This is a genomic window from Vibrio sp. 2CM40D (assembly GCF_023161825.1).
GTDB lineage: Bacteria > Pseudomonadota > Gammaproteobacteria > Enterobacterales > Vibrionaceae > Vibrio > Vibrio alginolyticus.
Genome location: NZ_JALNTL010000005.1, coordinates 142,643 through 168,463, shown reverse-complemented (window position 1 = coordinate 168,463; position 25,821 = coordinate 142,643). Strand labels below are relative to the sequence as shown.

At 45.0% G+C, this 25,821-nt stretch carries 26 protein-coding genes; 8 read left to right on the top strand and 18 right to left on the bottom strand.

Going from position 1 to position 25,821, the window contains the following annotated elements:
- Positions 1-111: 111 nt before the first annotated feature.
- Both MTF70_RS13130 and MTF70_RS13125 read right to left on the bottom strand, forming a co-directional pair.
- The gene (locus tag MTF70_RS13130) at positions 112-822 is read right to left on the bottom strand and encodes a 3-deoxy-D-manno-octulosonic acid kinase (RefSeq protein WP_064353533.1); all 711 of its coding nucleotides are present in this window, start codon (positions 820-822) and stop codon (positions 112-114) included.
- Between the two features lie 11 nt (positions 823-833).
- Complete coding sequence (locus tag MTF70_RS13125) at positions 834-1,241, bottom strand: diacylglycerol kinase (protein ID WP_005379424.1); 408 nt, start codon at positions 1,239-1,241, stop codon at positions 834-836.
- A 107-nt stretch (positions 1,242-1,348) separates the two neighbouring features.
- Between MTF70_RS13125 and MTF70_RS13120 the strand changes: the two genes are divergently transcribed.
- Genes MTF70_RS13120 through MTF70_RS13110 form a run of 3 tightly spaced genes read left to right on the top strand, consistent with a single transcriptional unit; the run spans position 1,349 to position 3,992 of the window.
- Entirely contained in the window at positions 1,349-2,404 is a 1,056-nt protein-coding gene (locus MTF70_RS13120; protein WP_205461471.1) for a glycosyltransferase family 9 protein, read from the top strand.
- 35 nt (positions 2,405-2,439) lie between these two features.
- Entirely contained in the window at positions 2,440-3,207 is a 768-nt protein-coding gene (locus MTF70_RS13115) for a glycosyltransferase family 2 protein (protein WP_005395793.1), read from the top strand.
- The gene (locus tag MTF70_RS13110; RefSeq protein ID WP_005379421.1) at positions 3,204-3,992 is read left to right on the top strand and encodes a glycosyltransferase family 2 protein; all 789 of its coding nucleotides are present in this window, start codon (positions 3,204-3,206) and stop codon (positions 3,990-3,992) included. The genes MTF70_RS13115 and MTF70_RS13110 overlap by 4 nt, the downstream gene beginning before the upstream one ends.
- A 30-nt stretch (positions 3,993-4,022) precedes the next feature.
- Here the strand turns inward: MTF70_RS13110 and MTF70_RS13105 are convergent, their stop codons facing one another.
- The 8 genes from MTF70_RS13105 to MTF70_RS13070 all read right to left on the bottom strand — a co-directional run bounded on the left by MTF70_RS13105 (position 4,023) and on the right by MTF70_RS13070 (position 10,364).
- Complete coding sequence (locus tag MTF70_RS13105; protein ID WP_005379412.1) at positions 4,023-4,958, bottom strand: glycosyl transferase family 90; 936 nt, start codon at positions 4,956-4,958, stop codon at positions 4,023-4,025.
- The gene (coaD, locus tag MTF70_RS13100) at positions 4,945-5,427 is read right to left on the bottom strand and encodes a pantetheine-phosphate adenylyltransferase (protein ID WP_005379411.1); all 483 of its coding nucleotides are present in this window, start codon (positions 5,425-5,427) and stop codon (positions 4,945-4,947) included. Before coaD ends, MTF70_RS13105 begins: the two co-directional genes overlap by 14 nt.
- Before the next feature lie 86 nt (positions 5,428-5,513).
- Positions 5,514-6,323, bottom strand: a complete 810-nt coding sequence (mutM, locus tag MTF70_RS13095) for a bifunctional DNA-formamidopyrimidine glycosylase/DNA-(apurinic or apyrimidinic site) lyase (protein WP_042522608.1) — start codon at positions 6,321-6,323, stop codon at positions 5,514-5,516.
- 102 nt (positions 6,324-6,425) lie between these two features.
- Entirely contained in the window at positions 6,426-6,902 is a 477-nt protein-coding gene (locus tag MTF70_RS13090) for a hypothetical protein (protein ID WP_031777180.1), read from the bottom strand.
- A 276-nt stretch (positions 6,903-7,178) separates the two neighbouring features.
- The gene (gene rpmG / locus MTF70_RS13085) at positions 7,179-7,349 is read right to left on the bottom strand and encodes a 50S ribosomal protein L33 (protein ID WP_004410866.1); all 171 of its coding nucleotides are present in this window, start codon (positions 7,347-7,349) and stop codon (positions 7,179-7,181) included.
- 13 nt (positions 7,350-7,362) lie between these two features.
- Positions 7,363-7,599, bottom strand: coding sequence for a 50S ribosomal protein L28 (gene rpmB, locus MTF70_RS13080; protein WP_005384783.1), 237 nt, complete (start codon positions 7,597-7,599; stop codon positions 7,363-7,365).
- A 302-nt stretch (positions 7,600-7,901) separates the two neighbouring features.
- Positions 7,902-8,576: a DNA repair protein RadC gene (gene radC / locus MTF70_RS13075; RefSeq protein ID WP_025768320.1), complete on the bottom strand. Its 675-nt coding sequence runs from the start codon at positions 8,574-8,576 to the stop codon at positions 7,902-7,904.
- Between the two features lie 114 nt (positions 8,577-8,690).
- Positions 8,691-10,364, bottom strand: coding sequence for a methyl-accepting chemotaxis protein (locus MTF70_RS13070; RefSeq protein WP_205461473.1), 1,674 nt, complete (start codon positions 10,362-10,364; stop codon positions 8,691-8,693).
- 193 nt (positions 10,365-10,557) lie between these two features.
- On the opposite strand from MTF70_RS13070, the gene coaBC reads away from it, so the two are divergent.
- The 3 genes from coaBC (at position 10,558) to MTF70_RS13055 (ending at position 13,476) form a co-directional block, all read left to right on the top strand.
- Positions 10,558-11,757, top strand: coding sequence for a bifunctional phosphopantothenoylcysteine decarboxylase/phosphopantothenate--cysteine ligase CoaBC (gene coaBC / locus MTF70_RS13065; protein WP_025768318.1), 1,200 nt, complete (start codon positions 10,558-10,560; stop codon positions 11,755-11,757).
- Between the two features lie 171 nt (positions 11,758-11,928).
- Positions 11,929-12,519, top strand: coding sequence for a nucleoid occlusion factor SlmA (slmA, locus tag MTF70_RS13060; RefSeq protein ID WP_005379386.1), 591 nt, complete (start codon positions 11,929-11,931; stop codon positions 12,517-12,519).
- A 6-nt stretch (positions 12,520-12,525) separates the two neighbouring features.
- A complete protein-coding gene (locus MTF70_RS13055; RefSeq protein WP_025768317.1) occupies positions 12,526-13,476 on the top strand; it encodes a Kdo(2)-lipid IV(A) acyltransferase in 951 nt (316 codons plus the stop codon).
- A gap of 84 nt (positions 13,477-13,560) precedes the next feature.
- Here the strand turns inward: MTF70_RS13055 and pyrE are convergent, their stop codons facing one another.
- Positions 13,561-14,202, bottom strand: a complete 642-nt coding sequence (gene pyrE / locus MTF70_RS13050; RefSeq protein WP_005384778.1) for an orotate phosphoribosyltransferase — start codon at positions 14,200-14,202, stop codon at positions 13,561-13,563.
- A 104-nt stretch (positions 14,203-14,306) separates the two neighbouring features.
- Positions 14,307-15,023, bottom strand: a complete 717-nt coding sequence (rph, locus tag MTF70_RS13045; protein WP_017634994.1) for a ribonuclease PH — start codon at positions 15,021-15,023, stop codon at positions 14,307-14,309.
- A gap of 184 nt (positions 15,024-15,207) precedes the next feature.
- Between rph and MTF70_RS13040 the strand changes: the two genes are divergently transcribed.
- Complete coding sequence (locus MTF70_RS13040; protein ID WP_005384776.1) at positions 15,208-16,074, top strand: YicC/YloC family endoribonuclease; 867 nt, start codon at positions 15,208-15,210, stop codon at positions 16,072-16,074.
- 55 nt (positions 16,075-16,129) lie between these two features.
- Here the strand turns inward: MTF70_RS13040 and MTF70_RS13035 are convergent, their stop codons facing one another.
- From MTF70_RS13035 to MTF70_RS13010, 6 genes are all read right to left on the bottom strand, one after another.
- Positions 16,130-16,555 carry a phosphate-starvation-inducible PsiE family protein gene (locus tag MTF70_RS13035; protein ID WP_025768316.1) on the bottom strand — a complete coding sequence of 142 codons (426 nt, stop codon included), beginning with the start codon at positions 16,553-16,555 and terminating at the stop codon, positions 16,130-16,132.
- A gap of 168 nt (positions 16,556-16,723) precedes the next feature.
- The gene (locus MTF70_RS13030) at positions 16,724-17,563 is read right to left on the bottom strand and encodes an ABC transporter ATP-binding protein (protein WP_005379372.1); all 840 of its coding nucleotides are present in this window, start codon (positions 17,561-17,563) and stop codon (positions 16,724-16,726) included.
- Between the two features lie 35 nt (positions 17,564-17,598).
- Positions 17,599-18,456 (bottom strand): ABC transporter ATP-binding protein, encoded by an 858-nt coding sequence (locus MTF70_RS13025; RefSeq protein WP_005379371.1) that lies wholly within the window; start codon positions 18,454-18,456, stop codon positions 17,599-17,601.
- Positions 18,457-18,465: 9 nt separating this feature from the next.
- Positions 18,466-20,292, bottom strand: a complete 1,827-nt coding sequence (locus MTF70_RS13020) for an extracellular solute-binding protein (RefSeq protein WP_017634997.1) — start codon at positions 20,290-20,292, stop codon at positions 18,466-18,468.
- A gap of 37 nt (positions 20,293-20,329) precedes the next feature.
- Positions 20,330-21,373: an ABC transporter permease subunit gene (locus MTF70_RS13015; protein ID WP_005379369.1), complete on the bottom strand. Its 1,044-nt coding sequence runs from the start codon at positions 21,371-21,373 to the stop codon at positions 20,330-20,332.
- Between the two features lies 1 nt (position 21,374).
- Entirely contained in the window at positions 21,375-22,400 is a 1,026-nt protein-coding gene (locus MTF70_RS13010) for an ABC transporter permease subunit (RefSeq protein WP_005384771.1), read from the bottom strand.
- A gap of 820 nt (positions 22,401-23,220) precedes the next feature.
- Between MTF70_RS13010 and MTF70_RS13005 the strand changes: the two genes are divergently transcribed.
- Positions 23,221-25,821 (top strand): TonB-dependent receptor, encoded by a 2,601-nt coding sequence (locus MTF70_RS13005; protein ID WP_017634998.1) that lies wholly within the window; start codon positions 23,221-23,223, stop codon positions 25,819-25,821.

Here is a 25,821-nt window from a genome sequence, read left to right as displayed (position 1 = left end):
CAGATACACATGAATACTTTATGATTATTGTAGTTTATAGACTCACTCGAGCATCGTTAGACTCAAGAAGGCTTACTTAGAGCAATCAATATAAAATGATAAAAAACTCAATTAAGATTGAGAAGCATAACCGTCCTGAAAATGTTCAAAATCGGATTCTTGCCAAATAATCTGTCGCTTTAAACGCTCTTTATTAAATGAACGCAGAAGTCTATTTAGATTTTGATGCTTCCAGTCACCAGAAGTTTCAAAACGACACTTATCAAAATCGATAATCCATACCTTATCTTTGTGGTCGATCAAGATATTGTGGATATTCAAATCGGTATGGTTAACGCCAACCTGATGCATCTTGGCAATTTCTTGCCCTATTTTCTGATACATTTCTACCGATAAAGACTGTTCTTGCAAGATACTAACCAGATCTCTGGCGTTTGGGATTCGCTCACTTAATAAATCAGCTTGATAGAAGAGTCCTGACTTTACGGCTCTTGCTGCAATAGGACGAGGAACGTGCACCCCAGCCTCAATTAGCGCCAACAAAAGCTGAAACTCTTGCGCACAACGGGTGTTATCCCAGCCAGAGAACCAATAATGATCCTTAACTAACTTCCCAAACAAACCGCCACGACGGTAATGACGTAGTGCCGCTTGCATGTTCTCTAGTTGGATAAACCATGTCGTGCCTCGCCCCGTCGCACTGCCAACCACCTTGTCGGAGGACTGCCAGTATTCCGCATCAAATATCGGTTGGCTAGGGTCTGTAATGATCTCGTCATCAAACCAGATCACTTGGTTGTTGTTTTTATACTGTTGAATCATACGCTCACCCTCTAGCCTAAATACCGGCTGGCTAATATATACAACCAAGTAAATGCAGCAAACGCCAAAGCAACCATAACGGCAGCAGAGCCTATATCTTTAGCTCGGCCACTGAGTTCATGCCGTTCAATACCGATACGATCCACTACCGCCTCAATCGCTGAGTTTACAAGCTCTACAATCAAGACTAACACCACGACCCCGATCATTAAGATACGCTCAACCATGCCGACATCCACGAGCCAAGCCAAAATCACGGCGATACTCAACAGAGCCAACTCTTGTCGAATGGCAGCTTCATACTTAAAAGCCGCTTTTAATCCTTGGATCGAATAACCCGTCGCTTTAACGATGCGCTTTAGCCCGGTGTTACCCGGCTTGCCAGATTCTTGCGATTGATGTGGTGTTGTCTTTGACATTGCAGAACACTTATCGGTACTTAGCTATATTCGAGCCGTGTATTTTACATTTATTGGGGATGTCTGCATAATTTACCTGCCTCTATTCATCGAATCAGACAATAATTATGTTCACTTCTGCCCCATCGTCACTATGCGTCTTGCGTTTGTCCGCTATCGGAGACGTTTGCAATACTATCGCCACCATTCAAGCTATTCAGAAACACTGGCCTTCGACCCAGATTACTTGGATAACGGGTAAACTTGAAGCCCAGTTATTAGCCGCCATCGATGGTGTAGAAGTGATTGTTTTTGATAAAAAAGCGGGACTTGATGGCTACAAATCACTTTGGCGACAGCTGAAAGGCAGAGAGTTTGATGCGCTATTGCATATGCAGTACGCGATTCGAGCGAGTGTCGCAACGTTGGGCATTAAAGCAAAATACAAACTTGGTTTCTCTTTTGATAGAAGCCAGGACTTTCAAACACTATTTACCAATGTCAAAGTGCCTTCCCCGCAATCTCTGCATGTCGCAGATGGCTTAATGGCCTTTGCCCATCAAATTGGGGTACCAAAGGCAGGACTAGACTGGGTACTTTCTTATTCAGACCACGACCAAGCTTGGGCAGAGTCTCATATTTCTCGTAGTAAACCTAACCTGCTGATTGTGCCTGGTGCGAGCAAAGCTTATAAAAACTGGAACGCGGAAGGTTATGTGGATGTGATTCATCACGCCAGAACAAAAGGCTGGAACGTGATTCTGGCAGGTAGCCCTGCTCAGGTAGAATTGGATCTGGCAGAAGCCATTCAATCTCGCTTGGAAGAACCGTGTCTAAATTTAGTTGGACAAAGTTCAATTCTGCAAATGCTTGCGTTAATAGATAAGGTTGAAATGGTCATCGCCCCCGATACCGGACCAGCACACATGGCGAATGCCATGAAAACGCCAATCATCGGGCTCTATGCACACCATAATCCGCTGCGAGTGGGACCTTACCGTTATCTAAAATACGTTGTCTCAGTGTATGAAGAAACAATCTTTGCGGAAACAGGCAAAAACAGTCACGAGTTAAGCTGGCGAACTCGCGCTAAAGATGAAACGGCAATGAACCGCATTACCAACACTCAAGTAATGAGCATGTTCGATCAAGTCTTAGAAGATTTGTATCCTCAATACCAGTAAACTTACTGTCTTGATTTGTTAAGAAGGAAATGACCTTGTCCAAACCAACCTTAGCCGTTGCCTTAATTGTAAAAAATGAAGAGAAGCACTTACAAGCTTGTCTAGACACAGTAAAAGATTGGGTCGATGAGATTGTCCTTCTAGACTCGGGCAGCACTGATCGCACTGAAGAAATCGCCCGACAATACACAGATAAGTTTTACACCAACCTAGATTGGCCAGGATTCGGTAAACAGCGCCAACTGGCGCAGCAATACGTTACAGCAGACTACGTTTTGTGGCTTGATGCGGACGAACAAGTCACTCCAGAGCTAAAAGAAAGTATCTTACACGCGGTATCAGCCAATAAGCCGAACGTTTTATACAAACTTAATCGACTAAGCTCAGCGTTTGGTAAGTTCATCTACCATTCTGGTTGGTCTCCAGACTGGATTGTGCGCTTATATCGCACCGAATATACACAATATAATGATTCGCTCGTTCATGAAAAAGTTGATGAGAAAAACTATCAAACTGAAAAACTGGATGGTCGACTGCATCACTACACTTACGAGCACCTTCATCATTACATCAATAAAACCACTGGATACCTCAAGGCCTGGACAGATGAACGGGAAGGAAAAAAGAAAGCGGGGTTAACGACCGCTATCGTTCACGCTCTTGCGAGCTTTTTGAAGATGTATGTTCTCAAACGAGGTTTCCTTGATGGCAAACATGGCTTCATTCTAGCTTGGCTAAGCATGCACTCTACTTTTGTAAAATATATCGATCTCTACTTACGTGAACAGGCAAAAAAATCATGAAAACGACTTTAATTATCACCACTTACAACTGGAAAGAAGCATTAAAAGCGGTGTTAGAAAGCGTGAAACGTCAAACCGTTTTGCCTGACGAAGTAATTGTTGCAGATGATGGCTCTCGAGAAGACACCAAAGCAATGGTTGACCAAATGCGTGAAGGTTTTCCGGTTCCACTGATTCATAGTTGGCACGAGGATAATGGCTTTCAGCTTTCAATGAGCCGCAACCGTGCGATCGCCAAAGCATCAGGTGACTACCTCATCATGATTGATGGCGACATGGTGCTGTCCCAAACGTTTATTGAATCACATAAGCAAGTCGCAAAACCAAATTGGTTTGTGCAGGGTGGACGTGTGTTAACGGATGAAAGCTGCAGCAAGGCCATCATGGAAAACGGCTTAGTGCCTTCCATTTTCAGCAAAGGCATTCGCAATCGTAAAAACTGCATCACCAACGCCTTGCTATCGAAATGGTTCTCTTACGAGCGTAATAACGATAAAGCCACTCGCGGCTGCAACATGGCGTTTTGGCGACAAGATGTCATCGAGGTGAATGGCTTCAACCAAGATTTTGTTGGATGGGGACGCGAAGACAGCGAGTTTGTTCATCGCATGTTGAATGCGGGTAAGTCACGTCTTTACCTAAAATTCGCAGGTGTAGGCTACCACTTGTACCACGTAGAAAACTCTCGTGCGTCACTCGGACAAAATGACGAGATTTTAGAAAACACCATTAAAAACAAGCTTAAACGCTGTGAGAATGGTGTTGATCAATTTCTAGAAGCTTAAGATTATAAAAAGGGGCGTTTCGCCCCTTTTTTATTGTTGCTGAGATAAAGCGAAGTACTTATCGGCAACCATCAATGAGATCAAACGCTCTTTAGGTTTATCTTTGAACTGCTCAACCCACTGGTGCGCATTTTCAATGATCGCTAATGCTTCTTGCTCATTCGCTAGGTAATAATCCATCTTTTCGGGCAAATCCGAATAGTCATCCTTCACTTCAACATAGTGGACGCCTGCCTCTAACTTACCTTCCATAAACCAAGTCTCATATTTTGGCTTTGACATAATAACCAAGGAGTTAGACGACATAGCCCACTTAAGGTTGGTGGCCACATCATTGCCTTCTATACAGAGCAAAAACTTATACTGCAGTTGCTCTTCAATACTCATAAAGCCCTTTTCCCATGGTTCCCCTTCTACCGGGCGGGTCTGGCCAATATTGCATTGCGGATGGTTGTAAAACGCATGAATCACCTTTTTACGATGCGGCTGAAAACCCACGCCGCGCCACGCTACCATGTCCTTTTTATCTTGATAGCGAACAGGATCATCAATAAATTTAAAATGACGAACTTGATTAAGTTTCAACACCACTGAATTTTGGTTGTTACCAAAAATAGGGCGGCTTTTTATAAAGCTCGGTACATTGGGGATGTGTGTAACATCGCCGTTGATGTAGTTAAACGCAAAACTGGAAGGGAAATAGCGTACAACTTGGCGAAGATCGAAAAAATACGTCCAGCCTTTCGTTTTTTTGAATGTATCGATGGTCGAGTAATTTTGTTCTCGGCTATCGACTGAAAACGGCGTTTCACACTTATTGTAATAGTTCACTCGCTCAAGACAGCGGTGCTGCTCTGCTTCGGTCAGATTCGAAAGTAAACGCTTGGCTTGTGCTCGATATACAAAGCGAGGGATAAGTATCGAGAGAGCGTTTGAGAAATAATAAGGGAACTTACTGTCTTTCATTCAGTTTTTCCCCAATCGCGATGGCTACTGGCTTGGGAACGAATTGTTCGATACTTCCGCCATGAATCGCTACTTCTCTCACGATAGTCGACGACAAAAACGCAAACTCTTCTTCAGGAGTTAAAAATACGCTCTCGATTCCTGGTAATAGCTTTCGGTACATGTTGGTCAGTCCAAACTCGTATTCAAAGTCTACCGTTGTTCGTAAACCACGAATAAGAACCTTAGCTTTCTCATCTCTCGCGAAATCCACTAATAACCCGGAGAACCCCTTTACCGTCACACCAGGTAAATGCGCTACAACGTCCTGCATCAGTGCAACGCGCTCTTCCAATGAAAACATAGTGTTCTTCGATGGGCTTGCGGCTACGCCAATCACAACCTCATCAAACATTTCGTGAGTACGTTCTATTAGATTGAGGTGACCATTAGTCACTGGATCAAAAGTGCCCGGATAAATGACTTTCATATAATTTACTAAGTTATTCGAAACTGATTGAATTATTGAGGCTCGAACGCAAGATTACAACAACTTAAGCTCGATAATAGCTCGACTTACTTCTGACACTCACTACAAAAGAAGGTATTACGTTGGCCAATCTTTAGCTCTTGAAGTCGTTCGCCACACTCTGGGCATGGCTCTCCGGGTTTTCCGTAAACCAATAACTCTTGTGCAAAGTAACCCGGCTTTCCATCGGCTTGCGCAAAATCTTTCAGAGTAGTCCCACCTTGCGTAATGGCAATCTCAAGTGTCATTTTGATATTTTCAACAAGTAACCTCCACTCTTGAGAAGTCAACTTACCTGCGGGCCTTGAAGGGTGAATTCGAGATTTAAACAACGACTCATTCGCGTAGATGTTCCCAACACCAACCACGACTTTGTTGTCCATGATGAACTGCTTGACGGCGACACGCTTATTTTTAGCTTTCTCCGCTACATATTCCGCATTGAACTCTTCAGTTAAAGGCTCAGGCCCCATGTTTGCTAGCACAGCATGTGACTCGCCAGGAGCACACCACAGCCATGCCCCAAAACGACGCGGATCGTTATAACGCAGTATTTTTCCACTGCTTAGTTTGAGATCCACATGATCGTGCTTTGCTGGCGGAAAGTCGGCATCTAGGACACGTAAAGACCCAGACATGCCCAAGTGAACAATGGCTGTACCTGTGTTTGTCTCGATCAGTAAGTATTTCGCACGACGGCTAATCGCACGGATCACCTGCCCTTCCAATTTTTTAAGCTCTGTAGGAATATCCCAGCGCAATTTAGGCGTTCGAAAAGTAAACGACTGGATCGTTTGTCCAACCATGTGGGGACTAATCCCCATACGGCTCACTTCAACTTCTGGCAACTCAGGCATTAGATTCTCCAATTCACCGGCTAATAGTTCTCGCTGCTAGCATAATCGAAAAGAAAAACGATAAATAGGGAAGCTTATTAGGGGTATAGGCGCAAAAAGGCTCTACTCTGGCATAAGGTAGTTTTCATCGACGGAGATAGCGACCCATTTGTCTTGCCAGGTTTTAAATAGCCAAAAATCAGGTAAACGAAAGAAAGTCACCCGCTGCGGCTCTTCGAGATCCTGATACCAAACTTCTACCGTTTCAGGTACCGTCAGGTTAGGTTTTAAATGATCGTACTGTTCTGAGGTGAGCTCGGTCCCTTCCAATGATTGCCAGCGTGATACAAGTTCACTGATCGGTGCATCAACTTTGATGTTGGATTGCCATCGTCCATCATGCAGTTCAAACTCCCAGCCACTATAGTACAAAGACTCCACCGTATAGTCGGAGCGAAGTACATTTGGGTAAGGGTCTGCTTGGTCTGTTAATAGGTAAGTTTTGATCCACATCGGCGCATTTAAGATCACTATAAACGCGATAATGCCCAGAATAAGAATATTGTTCCATCGGCGGCGACGAGCCGGACTCACACGCATAACCATCTCTACTCTCTTATCGTTATGAGTAAACTACCAAAGAGTATTGAGCTTGACTAGAACAACGGTGTGCAAGTGTGTAGGGAAGTGGTAACGAAGCGGCAGAGAGCGATCAATCAAAAATTCGAGTATAGAGTCGGACCAGTAAAATAACTTCAGCAGTACTTTATAATCCGATGACGTACTGAACACTTTATCTTCAGCACTTTTATTCAGGTAATAAAAAACCCAACTCGAAAGTTGGGTTTTTCAATTCATCAAAGAGACTGAAACCAATTATTTGATTTTTGCTTCTTTGTACATAACGTGCTGGCGAACTACTGGATCAAACTTTTTGATCTCAAATTTGCCTGGCATGTTACGCTTGTTCTTATCAGTTGTGTAGAAGTGGCCTGTACCTGCAGAAGATACTAGACGGATTTTCTCACGAACGCCTTTCTTTGCCATTGCTTATTTCCTCTTAAACGTTTTCGCCACGTGCACGCATGTCTGCAAGAACAGTATCAATACCTTTCTTGTCGATGATGCGCATACCTTTAGCAGATAGACGTAGTTTAACAAAACGTTTTTCGCTCTCTACCCAGAAACGATGAGTTTGTAGGTTCGGCAGAAAACGACGCTTAGTAGCATTTCGTGCGTGTGAACGGTTGTTACCCGTTACTGGACGCTTACCAGTTACTTGGCATACTCGTGACATGAATGTCTTCTCCAAAATCGTTTCAGCTCGATATCAACCTTGGTGGCCGAACCTCTCTATCTCTCGAAAAGAAGTTAGAGGTTAAGAACCGCTATGGAAAATCCATACAAGGCTATCAAAGGTCGCGCATTATACTAACTTGATATGCATTGCTCAAGACCCGAACAGATCCTTTTTACAGGTTTTCGTGATCTTTTTTTAGACAGCAGATTTTTTTAGCAGTCCAAGCTGAATTCAGTTAAAAATTTAGTGGCGTGGATGATAGCAGATTTTTAGCAACTAACAACCTAAAAAACGCACAGTTATATCCAGCCTCTTTCAGCAAAAGAGACACTTTCCCCATCTCCGATGACGAAATGGTCCAAAATACGAATATCCACCAATGCTAATGCGTCGGTGAGACGCCTTGTAATCCTTCTGTCAGCTTGGCTCGGCTCAGCAACCCCTGAAGGATGATTGTGCGCCAAAATCAAAGCCGCCGCGTTATGATGCAGAGCACGCTTGACGACTTCTCTCGGATACACCGACGCTGCATCCAACGTTCCTTCAAATAAAATTTCATCTTTTATCACTCGGTGCTGGTTATCGAGAAAAAGAATATAAAAAGCCTCTCTTTGCCGATCCCTTAAAATAGAAGACAGATATAACTTAGTTTGGTCGGGACTGGTTAAGGCATCACCACGCTTTAGCGTCTCCGCCAAGTAACGTTGTGTCATTTCTAGTACCGCTTGCAATTGAACATACTTGGCTTGCCCCAATCCTTTGTGACGACAAAACTCTTCTTCTGATGCTGAAAATAGTTGTCTTAGCGAACCAAAGTCTTGAATAAGGAAATCTGCAAGCTCAATCACGTTCATTCCGCGGGTGCCTGTGCGCAAGAAGATGGCCAGTAGCTCAGCATCGGTCAAAGCTTGCGGCCCTCGTTGCAGTAGCTTCTCTCTGGGCATGGACTCATTTGGCAAAGCTTTCAGTATCATCTGATGTCTCTTTATATGGAAAGTGTCCCTATTCCACAAAACAAAAAGCGAAAGTCGAGTATGACTTTCGCTTTCTTCGTACCATCAGTGCTTTCCATGCAACTTAACAGTTCATCAGAGTTTAAAGTTGCCAACCAAGCCGTGAATTTCCGTTCCAGACTGTGATAGCTGCGTGCTGATTGACTCGGCATGCTGCAACGTCTCATTAATGTTGTTCACGATCTGTTGAATAGCCACTAAGTTTTGGTTGATGTCTTCTGCAACCGCACTTTGTTCTTCGGCGGCAGACGCGGTTTGAATCCCCATATCTCGAATCGTACCGATAGAATTATGAACACCAGAAAGAGATTGCTGAATGAGCGCCGATTCTTCCGCCGTTTTGACACCTCTTTTTTGGCTCACCGACATCGTACTGACCGCTCTTGATACACCATTTTGTAGCTGCTTAAGCATGTCACCAATTTCATGAGTACTATTTTGTGTACGACTGGCTAACGAGCGCACTTCATCCGCAACGACGGCAAACCCTCGACCTTGCTCACCGGCTCTAGCCGCTTCAATCGCCGCATTTAGGGCCAACAAATTCGTTTGCTCGGCTATCTCGCCAATCACATCCAGCACTTTGGTTATTTTTTCAGTCTGTAAACTCAACTCAGAAATTGCATCTGACGTGCTGTCTATCTCCGTCACGAGTTCGGTAATGCCTTCTATTGCTTGCTCGACCTCATGCTGAGCAGCGGTGACTTGACTGTTGGCATCGTCAATTGCCTGCGCGGTCGCATTAGTATTGCTGGCTACTTCTTTGGCAGTCATGCTCATTTGCGTCACTGCCGTCACGACTTTGTCCGTCTCTAAACAGTGATCCTGCATTTGACCGCTCGCTTGGCTGGTCTGAGTGTTCAGGCTTTGGGAAACGGTCTGTACTGTCGTCGCAGAGCGATGAATGTCCTGCATCAGTGGGTGCAGCTTATCCATAAAATCATTAAACGCGGCCGCCACTTCACCGACTTCATCCTGACTTTCGACTTTTAAACGAGCCGTTAAGTCACCGCCGCCTGCGGCAACATCTTTTAATGAAGCCGCGACATGTTGTAATGGCTGAATACCTTTAGACACCACGATACTGGTGAGAACACTGGTAATGATCAATCCAATAGCGGAAATCAACACGGCAGATAACGTATGCTCTTTTAGCTCTTGAGTCTTTAACTCTCTGTGCATCGCAACTTGCTGGTCGATGTCATCAATATAAACGCCAGTACCTAAAACCCAGTCCCATTTCGATAGATATTCTGCATAGCCCAACTTAGGCGCTTGTGCGTCAATGGTCGGTTTGTGCCACGAGAAATAGAGGAACCCATCCCCTTTTTGAGAAGCGTCAATCAAGCCCGCAATAACTGCGACCCCATTTTCATCTTTTAAGTCGTAAAGGTTTTTACCCTCTAATGCAGGTTTGATGGCGTGCAACGTATTCACACCTTGAGAGTCGTAGGCAAAAAAGTAACCATCGCTTTCAAAGCGCATGGCTTTCAGAATTTCTTTTGCTGCCTCTTTATTACTTCCATTTACATCCGCGTCGTATAACGGTTTTATCGCCGTCACGCCCATCATCATATAGGCTTGTAACTCTTTCTTTTTCGTTTCGATGAGCTCTTGCCTGTCTCTTGCTAACTCCGCTTCCAAACTTTTACTGCTGTTGATGTAATACACCACTGAGATCAACGTAGTGATCAACAGCAGCGGAATTAGGGTTATCAGCAGCAATTTATTTCGACTTTTCAACACCATGGTTTCCACTACCTCTTTTTCTTTTCAGACTTGCAAACTCCGCGCAACTTGTCTGTGAGGTAGGCGAGAATTTTCCCTTCCTCGGTCAGATTAATACTCTGGAGTTTGATGTGAATTATCTTCTCGTTATATATGCTCGGGCGGTCAGACTTTGAATTGTGTTAAAATCCGGTCATCAAATTGGAGATCTCACATGCAAACACTAGCAGGAAAGAAAATTCTACTCGGCATCAGTGGCGGTATTGCCGCGTATAAATGTGCGGAGCTAACCCGTCGCCTCATAGAGAGAGGAGCGCAAGTTCAAGTTGTAATGACGAAAGCCGCAAAAGAGTTCATTACCCCTTTAACCATGCAAGCCGTTTCGGGCCGTCCTGTCTCGGACAGTTTACTAGACCCAGCAGCGGAAGCCTCTATGGGCCATATTGAATTGGCCAAATGGGCAGATTTAGTGCTATTAGCGCCCGCGACCGCGGACTTAATCGCGCGCATGTCCGCAGGCATGGGGAACGATTTACTTACTACGCTCGTGCTCGCGACGGATTCCCCTGTTGCTGTTTCTCCGGCGATGAATCAACAGATGTATCGCAATATCGCAACCCAAGAGAACATCGCTACGTTAGCGCGTCGTGGTATGCACATCTGGGGCCCTGCGGCAGGAGAGCAAGCCTGTGGTGATGTAGGACCAGGTCGAATGCTGGAACCAATGCAGCTAGTACAGCTATGTGAACAGTTCTTTCAACCAAAATTGCTAGAAGGTAGGTCGATACTCATTACCGCCGGACCAACTCGCGAAGCGATTGATCCAGTGCGTTACATTACGAACCATAGCTCCGGGAAAATGGGCTATGCATTGGCGAGCGCCGCAGCGCAGATGGGAGCAAAAGTCACCCTCGTGAGCGGTCCTGTCAGTTTAAATACGCCCGTAGGTGTTGAGCGCATAAATGTTTCCAGTGCACAAGAGATGCACGAAGCCGTTATGACACATGCAAACCAGCATGATGCCTTTATTAGCTGCGCTGCCGTTGCCGACTACCGCCCACAAACGATCGCGTCTCAAAAGTTGAAAAAGACAGAAGACAACGACGAAATGGTCATTAATATGGTTAAAAATCCTGATATTGTTGCATCTGTGGCAGCAATGACGGAGAAGCGTCCGTTTACCGTCGGTTTTGCGGCTGAAACCAATGATGTAGAGACCTATGCTCGAGGCAAGTTAACAAAGAAAAACCTCGATATGATCTGTGCAAACGACGTTTCGGTTGCAGGGCAAGGATTTAACAGCAACGACAACGCAATTACCCTTTACTGGCCTGAAGGTGAACTTGCGCTCGCTTTGGAATCAAAAGAAGCATTGAGCTTTAAAATTCTCGAAAAAATGCATCAATTGATGTAACTAACGTTTGAAAACCCTGCCAATTTTTTACAAAAGCTGGCATAAATTTGGTACAAAAATGACAACTAAGGGTGTTAAATCTCCCATTCCACCCTTAGTGGTCTAGTTTGAGGCGAAATAGCGTCTTATAATCCCCTCCGCTCAACTTTGTATTTTGAAAGGAAGTAACTAATGGCCGGCAGTAAAAAATCCAACCGTCGTGAAGAAATCTTACAAGCATTGGCAGAAATGCTTGAATCAACAGATGGCGCTTCACGCATTACTACGGCAAAACTGGCCAAGCAAGTCGGCGTTTCAGAAGCCGCGCTGTATCGTCATTTCCCAAGTAAAGCGCGCATGTTCGAAGGGTTGATTGAGTTCATTGAAGAAGCCTTGATGACACGTATCAACCGTATTCTAGACGACGAAAAAGATACACTAGAGCGTATTCGTATGGTGATGCACCTTATTTTGGCGTTCTCTGAACGTAACCCAGGTCTGACACGCATTTTGTCGGGTCATGCTCTAATGTTTGAAAATGAACGTCTACGTGAACGCATCAATCAACTCTTTGAGCGTATAGAAACACAATTGCGCCAAATCCTGCGTGAACGTAAGATTCGTGAAGGGAAGTCTTTCCCTGTCGAAGAGCGCATCCTAGCCGCGCAAATTCTGGGACAAGTTGAGGGGAGCCTAAACCGCTTTGTGCGTAGCGACTTTAAATACCAGCCGACTGCAAACTTTGACGAGTACTGGGCGCTTTTGAGTGCACAAATAAAGTAAAAGACTATGAGTAAAGACAAATACACGCAGCCCGAGTTTTCTCTTTCACTTCTTCACCCTCGTAACTGGGGCGTATGGCTTGGTTTTGGTCTGTTGGCCATCCTCGTCAATATTCTTCCTTATCGGCTGCTGCTTTCATTAGGTCGTTCACTCGGCAAACTTGGCATGCGCTACGGTAAAAAGCGTGTCCACGTTGCTCAGCGTAACTTAGAATTGGCCTTTCCAGACAAAACACCTGAAGAGATTCAACATATTGTTGAAGAGAACTTCAAAAATACCGGTATGGCACTGATAGAAACCGGAATCACTTGGTTCTGGCCGACTTGGCGCTTTAAAAACCTGATCGTCGAGAAAGATCTCGGCGCACTGCGTGAAAAAGCCAAAGAAGGTAAAGGCGTCCTACTTTGTTGTGTCCATGCTCTTAATCTAGAGATCACTGCGCGTGCTTTCGCCGTGTTAGGCGTGGCCGGGTACGGCGCGTTTCGTCCGCATAATAATCCTGCTTATAACTTTATCCAGTATTGGGGACGGACACATAACGGCAATAAACTGATTGATCGTAAAGATGTAAAAAAGATGATTCGTGTTTTACGCAGCGGTGAGCGTCTGTTCTATTTACCGGATCACGATTACGGTCGCAAAAAATCAGTATTTGTGCCCTTCTTTGCCGTAGACGATGCGTGTACGACAACAGGCACGAGCATTCTGGCGTATACCTCAAAATGTGCGATCATCCCAGGCTCAGGGTTTCGCAATGACGAAGGAAAATACGACATCATCGCCGATAACTGCATTGAAGCCGATTATCCACAAAAAGACGAAGTCGCCGCTGCCGCTTATATGAACAAGTATGTGGAAAAAGTCATTCTACGCGCTCCAGAGCAATGGATGTGGCTCCATAAACGCTATAAAACCATGCAAGATGAGCATGTCGAGAAAGGCATTCGCTATAAGTAAGTGGTCAAGGCGATGAATCCAAAAACAAAAAAGGGCAGATGAATATCCATCTGCCCTTTTTACTTTTTCAGAAAAAGTAACCAATTAAATGCCGTATTCTGCGCGGTACGCTTTGACTGCTTCTAGATGCTCTTTGTCTGTGCCTTTCTCTTCAAGGAAAGTCACAAGGTCAGTCAGGCTAATGATTGAGATGATTGCACAACCAAAGTCACGCTCCACTTCTTGAATCGCAGACAACTCACCTTTGCCTTTTTCTTGGCGGTCAATCGCAACCAACACACCAGCAAGGTCTGCGCCATTTGCTTGAATGATTTCCATCGATTCACGAATCGCAGTACCTGCTGTGATTACGTCATCCACTAGCATGATACGACCTTCAAGCGCAGAGCCTACAAGGTTACCGCCTTCGCCGTGATCTTTCGCTTCTTTACGGTTGAAGCAGTAAGGCGTGTCGACGTCATGATGATCCGCCAGCGCGACTGCTGTTGTCGTCGCGATTGGGATACCTTTGTACGCCGGGCCAAACAGCACATCAAACTCAATGCCAGAATCAGCAAGCGCTGCTGCGTAAAAACGACCAAGACGCGCTAGGTCACGACCAGTATTGAAAAGACCAGCGTTAAAGAAGTACGGGCTTTTACGGCCAGATTTCAAAGTAAACTCACCAAACTTAAGAACTTCTTTCTCAAGTGCAAACTCAATAAATTCACGCTGGTATGCTTTCATTATTTTCTCTCTATGTCCTTGGTTTCTTGTGTCTCTTCTCGACAATCATTCATTTCTCTATTGTCGAGATAAAAAAATAGCCCCCATAATGGGAGCTATTTAAATCAATTGGCTAACGCCGCCTTCTGCGCTGCGACAATTTCCGTAATGCCGACTTTCGCCGACTCTAGCAGAGCCATCAGCTGCTCGTGACTGAACGGTTCACCTTCTGCGGTGCCCTGAATTTCAATCATCTTGCCTTCTTCTGTCATTACCACGTTCATGTCTGTGTCTGCCGCTGAATCTTCAACGTACTCAAGGTCACACAGAACATCATCACCTAGCAAACCAACTGAAACTGCCGCTACGTGGCCTTTCATTGGGTTTGCTTTTAGCTTGCCGCTATCTACTAGGTGTTGGAATGCATCGGCCATTGCAACACTTGCGCCGCTGATGGATGCAGTACGCGTACCACCGTCAGCTTGGATAACGTCACAGTCAACGGTGATCATGAACTCACCCATGGCTTTTAGATCGACAACTGCACGTAGGCTTCGCGCGATAAGACGCTGAATTTCCATCGTACGGCCGCCTTGCTTTCCACTTGCCGCTTCACGACGAGTACGCGAATGTGTTGCTCGAGGTAGCATGCCGTATTCAGCTGTAACCCAGCCTTTACCTTGACCTTTTAGCCAACGTGGCACAGATTCTTCGACGGTCGCATTACACAACACTTTGGTGTTACCGAACTCAACTAGCACTGACCCTTCAGCGTAAGCTGTGTAGTTACGAGTAATTTTGATAGGGCGAACTTGATCCGCCTTGCGATCGTTTGGACGCATGGGCATCTACCTTAAATATGAGGAGAAGACGATTTGGTTGGGCGAAGATTATAACGGAATCGATTCCGGATTCATAGGTTACGCATCTGGCACAACATAAACAATCCATACATCCCGCGCACCTATCGACGCAGCGTGATACACTCTTGAAGTAATTTTCAAAAAATGAAGACAGGAAAATTCGATGATTTACAGTATGACAGCGTATGCACGCAAAGAAGTAAAAGGCGATTGGGGTTCTGCGGTATGGGAAATCCGCAGCGTGAACCAGCGTTATTTAGAAACATACTTCCGCATGCCAGAGCAATTTCGCGGGTTAGAGCCCGTTTTACGTGAGCGTTTTCGTAAGCGCTTAGCGCGAGGCAAAGTAGAATGTAATCTACGTTTTGAAGCAAACCCTGCCGCAAAAGGTGAGCTTAGCATCAATGAAGCGCTTGCTAGCCAGGTAATTAAAGCCGCTGAACAAGTCATGCACATGACTGGTGAACTGAGCCGAATCAATCCATTTCAAGTTATGCAATGGCCGGGGGTAATGGAAACGCCAGAGCAAGACATGGATGCGGTAAATAAAGTGCTACTAGAAGCGTTTGATGGCGCAATGGATGAATTTATTGAAGCGCGCGCTCGTGAAGGCGAGAACATGAAGGCGCTGATTGAGCAACGCCTCGAAGCGATCACATCAGAAGTTGTGAAAGTGCGCGCACGCATGCCAGAAATACTAGAGTGGCAACGTGAGCGTCTGTTCTCTAAATTTGAAGATGCAAAAGTAGAGCTAGACCCATCTCGCGTTGAGCAAGAGCTTATCCTTCTGGCACAGAAATCAGACGTAGCAGAAGAGCTAGACCGTCTTGATTCTCACGTAAAAGAAACCACGAACATTCTGAAAAAAGGCGGCGCAGTGGGTCGTCGTCTAGATTTCATGATGCAAGAGTTCAACCGTGAATCGAACACGCTAGCGTCGAAATCCATCAGCACCGACATCACCGCATCGGGCGTTGAACTGAAAGTTCTAATTGAACAGATGCGTGAGCAGATCCAAAACATTGAATGATCTAAAAGTCATCGAGTATTGAAACAAAAAAGCCCCGCTAATACGGGGTTTTCTTTTATTCGTCTTTTTCCAAGGTACTGTTATCAACGTAGGGCCAATAATGGTGCCCAATTCTGATCAGCAAAGTAGCCGCAGCCAAAATAAACGCAGCCAGAGATAACCACACAACCAAAACTGCATCCAGCTCTTTCATTCCGAGTGTGATGTAGCGGGCGATGGCCATCATCGCGATGTAGATAGGATAGCGTACCGGAATTTTACCGTTCATCACGAACTGCTGCACCATAGCGAGCACTTCCAGATAGATAAACATCAACAGAATATCCGTGAGTAAGACACGCTTCTCTACAAATACGTGCACAAACTCTTGCATCATGGCGTACAACGTCGCCAAGGTAATAGAGACTAATAACACCGCCTCCAAAATATGGAAGATTTTCAGGAAAGGTCGACTAAAGGATTTCGGTAAATTCGACGGCATGGTCCATTATCCAAACAAAGAAAATAGGCCTTGAGTTTAGCATGCAACGATCTTCAATCAATCAGAATAAACATCAGTGCAAATCGACTCCAAGTCCTGGCATTTGCTTATAAAAACGCTCCGCTTATTTGGCGGAGCGCTTTTGTGTTATAGGACCTGTGGCATCACTTACGCCACTTGCTGCTTTTTTTCAGCTACGCGCTTTTTCTTCCGATATTTAGGGTGAGTGATCGGAATCGCAGATAGGAGTTTTTTGGTGTATTCGTTTTGCGGGTTTGCATAAATTTCTTTAGCACTGCCTGCTTCTACCACTTTACCAAAATACATCACGGCAACTTTGTCAGAAACATGTTTCACCACCGAGAGATCGTGAGAGATAAATATGATCGCCAAGTTCATTTCTTGTTGCAGTTGTAGCAATAGGTTCAAGATTTGCGCCTGTACCGACACATCTAACGCAGATACCGATTCATCACAAATCAGCAGTTTAGGCTTCAATGCAATCGCGCGAGCGATACCGATACGCTGCCGTTGCCCGCCTGAAAATTCATGTGGATAACGGTTTACTGCCGTTTCTGGTAATCCCACTTTGATTAAAAGCTCTTTTACCCATTGTTTACGCTCTGTTGGCGTGCCAATTTTATGAATAACAAACGGTTCTTCCAGAATCATACCGATGGTATGACGCTGATTGAGTGACTCCATTGGGTCTTGAAAGACGATTTGCATGTCTTTACGCAGCGATCGCATCTCTTTCACAGACAATTTAGTGATGTCTTTACCTTCAAAGAAAATCTTACCTTCTGTTGGCTCGTATAACTTTAAGATCGTGCGACCAAGGGTGCTTTTACCACAACCTGACTCACCAACTAGCCCCAGTGTTTCACCTTCAGAAACAGACAGTGAAACCCCGTCTACCGCTTTGATGGTGTAGCCTTTCTTGAACAGCCCTTTACCAGAAACAAAGTGCTGCTTAAGATTTTCAATTCTTAATACTTCTTTTGCCATAACATCCTCTTTTATGACTGGTTCACTTTGCCCAGTTAACTGGCAAACATACTGGCATCAATAGGCTTGATATCGATCATCTGCTTCGGCTCATTATCTAAGCTCGGCATCAATCCCATTAAACGCTCTGTGTATGGGTGCTGCGGGTTATCAAACAACTCAAAAATTTCTGCTTTTTCGACAATACGTCCGCCATACATCACGGCAACATCATCACACACTTCTGCCACAACCCCGAGATCGTGAGTGATGAAGATCATCGCCATGCCCGTTTCTTCCTGAAGCTCGTTCATCAGTTCAAGGATAGACGCCTGAACCGTAACATCCAACGCTGTAGTCGGTTCATCACAAATCAGAATATCCGGCTTACAGGCCAATGCCATCGCGATCATGACACGCTGGCGCATACCACCAGATAGGTTATGGGGATACTCATTCAATCGCTTCTCTGGCATTGGAATTTTTACTTTTGCCAGCATTTCAATCGAGTACGCCTCCCGCTCCTTTTTGTCGAGCTCAGGTCGATGGAGCTCAAGCACTTCACATATTTGACGACCAATGGTGTGCACTGGGTTGAGCGCCGTCATCGGGTCTTGGAAGATGATCGAAATGCGATCGCCACGCATGGCGTACATCTCTTCCGCAGGCAAATCAACTAGGTTGGTGCCGCGATAATTCACTTCACCTTTGATAATGTTGCCATATGGCTTAGGTAATAGCCCCATGATCGACATTGAGGTTACGCTCTTACCACTACCTGACTCTCCTACCAGACCGAGTGTACGTCCAGCTCTCACATCAAAGTTCACACCATGCAGAACCTTCACTGGCCCATCATCGGTGGTAAATTCAACTTCGAGATCTTTAACACTTAGGATTACATCGTTTTCCATAACCAATCCTTACAGCTTATAAGTGTCATCTACGACAACAACAGGTTCAAAAGCTTTGCCTGACTTCATCGCTTGTTTCGTTTCTTTTTTGATATCACTATCAATCCAGTAAGTGCCATCGCCTATGATTGCACCACTGAACAGCGCCTCTGTCATGCGATTCATTGGCTTATCTGGAAACTTTAACCAGCGCCAGTGACCATAGCGGACATAAGGAACCATGTAGCCTGGGACGATAACGTGAGCATCAATGATGTCACGCTGAATCTCATGACCTAGCTGGATCTTTTTATCCATATCCATGCCAAAACGATACTCGATGATCTTTTCATCCAGTTCAGGCGTGCTGTAGTTTGTGAAAGAGTTAGTTTGCGGCTTGTTCGCATTGACTGAATGGAAGTACTCCCAATACGTTGGGATCTCAGACGTACCCATATCTAAGAAAGCCAAATCGTGCTTTTTCTCACGTACGTATTTGAACATGGATGAGCCATCAACTAACTTGAGCTCAATATCCAGCCCTGCTAGCTTGGCTTGCTCACGCAAAAATGCAATACGAGGAGTATGAACAGGTGTTCCGTAGGTCAGCTCGAAGCTTAAGCGCTCACCTTTATCATTAACACGAATACCATCAGAACCAATTTTGTTAAAGCCTGCGGCTTCGAATGCCTCGGCCGCTTTTGCGGGATCAAACTTCGGTGCCTTAGCATCTGGTAGGGTGTATTTACCATGACCATAACCGGTCGGGTTCGGTTTACGGGAGTAGTCGCCACGCATGACATTCTCTATCATGCCATCAAAGTCAATCGCGTAAGTAATGCCCTTGCGAATGTTTAAATCATCCAGCAAAGGCATCGCGGTGTTCATCCATACACCACCAGCCCCAACTGGGAATTGGTTGTAACCCCAGAACTTTTGAATGTATCCCTTTTGGTAAGGTTCCGTATTCGATTTATCATGCCATAAGCTTGGTAAAACAAGACCAAATGCGTCCAGCTTCCCTTTCTCAAAGTGCTTCATCGCGATATCACTGTCGCGAATCACTGTGATGCGGATTTTGTCGACATTATAACGATGTTGATAATACTTATTGCTGTAACCCCACCAGTCTTCACCGACATGTTTGAAGGTAACACTTTTACCTTTTTTAATGTCATCTAGGTAGTATGCACTGGTCGTTGGTTCACTTTTAAAATTGTAGTAGCGGACAAAGTTGTCATGTATACCGTCACCATTTTCATCTTTTGAAGGGTTAGCATAAAAATGTGCGGGACGTGGGCGCAGGGCCCCCATTCGTAACAGCAACTCTTCCGGATTAAACTCTTTCGCCGCCTTAACAGCAAACGTGTGAGTGTCGTACTTGATAACATCCGCAATCGTTTTGTTGTAGTAATCGTTGTACCAAGGCTCCAAGATGTCCTTGGAACGATAAAACTTCAGCATGAACACGAAATCGTCGGCAGTCACAGGTTTGCCGTCCGACCATTTGGCTTCAGGGTTGAGTTTGAAATAGACCGTTTTGTTGTCACCTGCTAACGCCCACTCGTTAGCAAGCTCAGGGATAAACTCTAAAGTATCTGGGTGGCGGACCACCAAGCCTGGTGTTTCATCTAAGATAAAAGAACGTAGCCCTGCATTAGCGTCTGGGCCAACACTACGTAACGTCTGCGGGAAACTTGACATAAAGGTGCGATAAGTCCCTCCACGTTTCGCTTCTGGCGAACCATATTGAGGCTCATCCCAGTTTGTTTGCCAGTTTAAGTCAGTCGGAAGCGTTGCTGACATTGCACCAAAACTCAGGGCGCTCAGCGTGGACGCTAAAAATAATTTCTTCATAAAACTTCCCTTTTTATGTTTTGCTCACAATGCTCGCTTAAACATAGCGTGTGAATTTTTTCGGGTCGAAAGCCGCTCGAATGGCTTCACCAATAAAGGTCACCATTACCAGAACCAGAACAATAGAAGTCACTACTGACGCAACAATCCATGGCGAATCTAAGTTTGACTTACCTTGTTGCAGTAGTTCACCCCAACTTGGCGTTGGTGGCATCAAGCCTAATCCTAGGTAATCGAGAGCAGTCAGTGCTGTGATGTTAGCTGCAATAGTGAAAGGCGCTAGGGTTACAATCATCACCATCGTATTTGGCAAGATGTGATTAAACAAGATACGTCCGGTCGATGCCCCTAAAGCACGAGCCGCCATTACATATTCTCGTGCCGCTTCTTTATAGGTCATGGTCCGCATGTACCATGTCATCCCCATCCAAGTGAAAAGCACGTTAATAGCGACAAAGAGAGCGAACGTCGGCTGAACGATTGAGACAAGAATCATAATGACGTACAAAAACGGGACCATTGACCAGATTTCGATAAGTCGCTGTACAAACAAGTCAAATTTACCGCCCCAAAAACCCATAGCACAACCGACTGCAGTACCGATCGCGTAGGAAATGGCCATCGTAAGCAACGCAAATCCCATCGCCGTTCTGAATCCGTAGACGAGTCGCGCCAAAATATCGCGACCTATCACATCTGTACCTAAATAATGCTTATTTTCGGCACTAGGCGCTGTTGGCGGGAAATCACCACTAAAATCTTGTTCGTATGGGTTCCACGGCACAAGCGGCAAAATAACAAAGTTGTCGCCCCCTTCAGCCTCAAACGCTTTTTGCAGTACACGATAATCGGCTTCACTGGATGACTCTTGGCCGAATTCGCTACCTAAACGTACGTCACTGACAACAGGAAAATAGTAGCTACCATCGTACTTGACGACTAGCGCTTTACTGTTGATCAAAAGTTCGGCGAATAGAGAAAGGATCAACATGATAGAAAGAGCAACAAACGACCAATAGCCTCGTTTGATCTCTTTAAAGTGACGAATTTTCTTTTGAGTTAATGGACTAACTTTAATCATGTTACGCTCCAAACTTCACACGTGGGTCGACTAAAGCAACACAAATATCTGAAATGATGTTACCAATGAGCAGTAACAACGCATTAATGGCGACAATACCCATAACAACAGGGTAATCACGCTCCATGATTGATTCGTAACCCAATAAGCCAATGCCATCAATATTGAAGATAACTTCAATCAGGAAGGCACCGGTCATGAAGAACAACAAAGAGTTACCAAAGTGACTCGCGATCGGAATTAAGCTGTTACGCAACGCGTGCTTACGAACTGCTTTTTTGAAAGGTAATCCTTTCGCAATTGCGGTGCGGATGTAATCTGAGGAAAGGTTTTCCATCAGGTTATTTTTCATTGTCATCGTCAGCGTGGCAAAATCACCAATGAGGTAACAGATCAAAGGCAACACCGCATGCCACATAATGTCTTTAGCGCGTTCAAAGAAGGTTTCGTAATCGTCGAAGTCATCGCCGACAAAGCCTCCCATCGGAAACCATTCCAAGTGATAACTAAATAACGTGATCAGCAATACACCCACCACATAACCTGGTAGCGCGTAGCCTACGAAAATGAGTACTGAAGAGGCGGAATCAAACACAGAACCGTGCTTGAGCGCCTTATAGTAACCAAGAGGAATCGAGATAAAATAACTAATAAAGAAGGTCATGCCGCCATAAAACAACGACACTGGCAAACGCTCTGCGATCATATCCGAGACAGGCTCGTAGTAACGCGTCGACTCGCCAAGATCTAGCATTACCAAACGACTTAACCACTCGACGTACGCTTCCGTTACAGGTTTATCCAGGCCATAAAACGCATTCAGCTCCGCGATTTGATCGTCAGAAAGGGCCGTATTACCACCCGCAGACGTCATTGATGCGGCGCCATCTCCCTGAGACTGCATTTGTGACAACATGCGTTCAACAGGTCCGCCAGGCACGAAACGAGTGATAGCAAAGATGAGAATAGTTATCCCGAGAAACGTTGGGATAACCAACGCCAAACGGCGTAAAAAGTACGACAGCATATACAACTTGCTCCTTGTCTACTGTCCAGTTCAAACGGAGTGAAAGAGGATATTTTCCGCCCAAAATGGTGCATATTTATCTCGTAGTAACTAAAACTGTTGAAGCACACTCCCTGCGCCTCAAGAGCTAGACTTTTCTACTACTGCAATAATTTCAGCGTCATATTTATCTTGAATCCACATCAGCTTCAAGTGTTTGAAACCAAAACATGACAAACTTCCTTCGATGTCGAAAAACAGAAATGTTTTTGTAAAAAATTATAAAAAACCACAAAAATAATTCATACAGAATATCAATCTAGGCTGTTTAGAGCCAAAACCCTACATAAAAATGCACCCTACACACATAAATAGCCACATAATCCAAGGTTATATTTGACCTAAAAATACGAGTGAGCCCTTTAACCGCAATGGGTATCATATTTTGATACCACCTAATAAGTTCGAGCTAACAAAGTATGGATTCGATATAAAACTCATCTCAGAACAATTCACTGGAAAAATATCTTTTTCCAGATTCAATTACCCACTAAAAAACCATAGGCAAGATAAGTCATTAAAGTTTATAAGAAACACAAAATACGGTGTTTTATTGAAATTTAATCTCGATTCATAAACCTTATTCGGTTTTTTATTCCGCCTTTTAAATAAAGCCTGGTTATTTACATCTTTTTTACATTTAAGCATCCCCGTTTACCACTGGTTTGACTTCCTTTTTTCATCTCGGTTATACATTGGCCGAACGTTAACGAAATATTAACGTCACATTTGGCCGCTATGCGGCCAGACATAGGAAATAATAATAATCGGAGCAACAAGGATGTATAAAAACACAACCGCTTTATCTGTTGCGATAAGCCTTGCTTTGGGGACAGCAGCAGTTGCAGCCCCAGCAACAGCACTGGCAGAAGAGCAGCAAGTTGAAAAACTTCAAAAGATGAAAGTTACTGGTTCGCGTATCTCCACGACGGATATGGAAGGTCCTTCACCAGTTACTGTTATTAATAGTAAAGACATTGAGTCTAAAGGCTTTAACAGCGCGCAAGACGTATTGAACAGTTTGACCCAAAACACAGGTGGTGTAATGGCTCAAACAGACTCTTTCTCGTTTACACCAGCAGCGCAGTCAGTCAACTTACGTGGCCTTGGCGCGTCACGCACATTGATTCTTATTGATGGCCGTCGTCTTCCTCAATACCCGCTAGCACAAGATGGTACATCTAACTTCCAAGATATCGGCCAAATCCCTGTCGCCGCTATTGAGCGTGTTGAAGTAATGACCGACTCAGGTTCTGCTATCTACGGCTCCGACGCAATCGGTGGTGTCGTAAACTTCATTTTAAAGAAAGACTTTGATGGCGTTTCTGTAAAAGTACGCGCGGGTGACGCGACGGATGGTGGTTACCAAAATGGTCGTTTAGACGTTGTAGCTGGCAAAAACTTTGACGACAAACGTATTCTCTTCGTTGGCCAATTTGCGGGCAACGAAATGCTAAAGCAATCTGACCGAGATGATTGGGCTGGCGATGACGGTTCTAGCCGTTCTCAGCTAAGTGGCTACTCTAGCTACGGTGCAAACTTTGAAGGCGCCAACGGAACACTTCTAACACCAGCTGATGCTGGTTCTTCATGTAAAGAAGTCGTTGGTGATGCCGCGATTGAACGAGCGGATGGAAAGTGTGGTGTTAACCGCTCTGCATACCGAACATTAAAACCAGAAAACAAACAAGTAGACCTACTTTTACGTGGTGAAATGGACATTAACGACAATGTCACTGCCATGGCAGAAGCCCGTTTTGGCTACAAGTCTACAGAATCTGAATTCGAACCTAACCCTTACAGCGTTGAAGTTGATGCCACTCACTTCCGCGGCGAAGGCGAATACACTCGCCGTATGGTCGAATTTGGACCACGCGAAAGTAACACTGAAGCCGATTCTTTTGGCTTAACCTTAGGCTTGAACGGCCTGCTTGCTGATACGTATGATTGGGACCTATCCGCTGGTTACTCTGAGCAAAGCGTTGAAACAAGCAACCCAGCAATCTTCCTAACTCTCGACCAAGCTGTACAAAATGGTGATGTCGATCTTCTAGGGCCTATCTCTCAAGACGTTGTAGACAAATACAGCGGCACTTCAAGCAAAGAAGCCTACTCAAAGCTTTACTCTGTTAACGGCTCACTGGCTGGTGATTTGGTTGAACTTCCTGCAGGTATGTCTGGCTTTGCTGTTTATGGTGAATGGAACCGTACTGACTACAATGAGACGATTGATGCTACAACAGCAGCTGGTGGTTTCTCTGGTCTAGGTGGAACATCAGGCGGCGGTGACCGCGATCAGATTGGTCTTGGTGTTGAAGCTCTTATTCCTATCATTGAAGATTTAGAAATGACTGTCGCTGGTCGTTACGACCACTACTTCGACGACTCGGCAACTGGCGGCGCATTCACTCCTAAAGTAGCCCTAGCATACCGTCCTACTGACACCCTATTGCTACGTGGTAGCTACGGTCTAGGCTTCCGAGCTCCAGACTTGAAGCGACTATTTGGTGATCAAACTCGAGGCTTTGGTTCTGGTTTTGACCCTGTGCTTTGTGCCAACGCTGGTGGTAGCGGCCCACAAGATAAAGACAAGTACCCAGAGTGTGATACTCAGTACTTCGATACGCTTAATGGCCCTAACTCTGAGCTGAAAGAAGAAACAAGTACAAACATTAACTTGGGCCTAGCGTGGGAGCCTGTGGATGATCTTGGTGTAACTGTTGACTGGTACCACATCAAGATGGAAGACGTCGTAACAGCACCAACTTACCAAGACGTAATTAACGATCCAGGTAAATACCCAGGTACTGAAGTCGTTCGTAACCCAGATGGCACCATCAAGTCGGTATCCTATGGTCCAGTGAACCAGTCGTATGAAGAGCGTTCTGGTATTGACCTAGCGATCAAATACGCATACGACACTAATGAGTTCGGTTCATTTAACACGCGTGTTGCTGTAACGAAGATCTTGATTGCTGAATATCAAGAAAACGACAGCGAGCCTGTAACGGATGAAAGAGATTTCATGCCTGAATACACCGCAACGTTAAATCTTGGCTGGGCATATGAAGATGTCGCTATCAACCTATTTGGTAAATACCGCGACCGTATGTGTTCAAGCTACGCAAACCGTTACTACTTTGATGACTGTGATTCTGCTAAAAAAGCGGGTTACAAAGCAGAAATCGCTAGTATGACAACGTGGAACCTAACGGCTTCTTACCAATTCAACGAGAGTGGTCGTGTAACTCTTGGTGCTATCAACATGTTTGACAAAGTACCGCCTGCAGATCCTCTAAGCGATACCTCTCCATTCTATGCAACTGGGTATGACGATCCAATCGGACGTCAGCTATACGTCGAGGCATCATACGACTTCTAA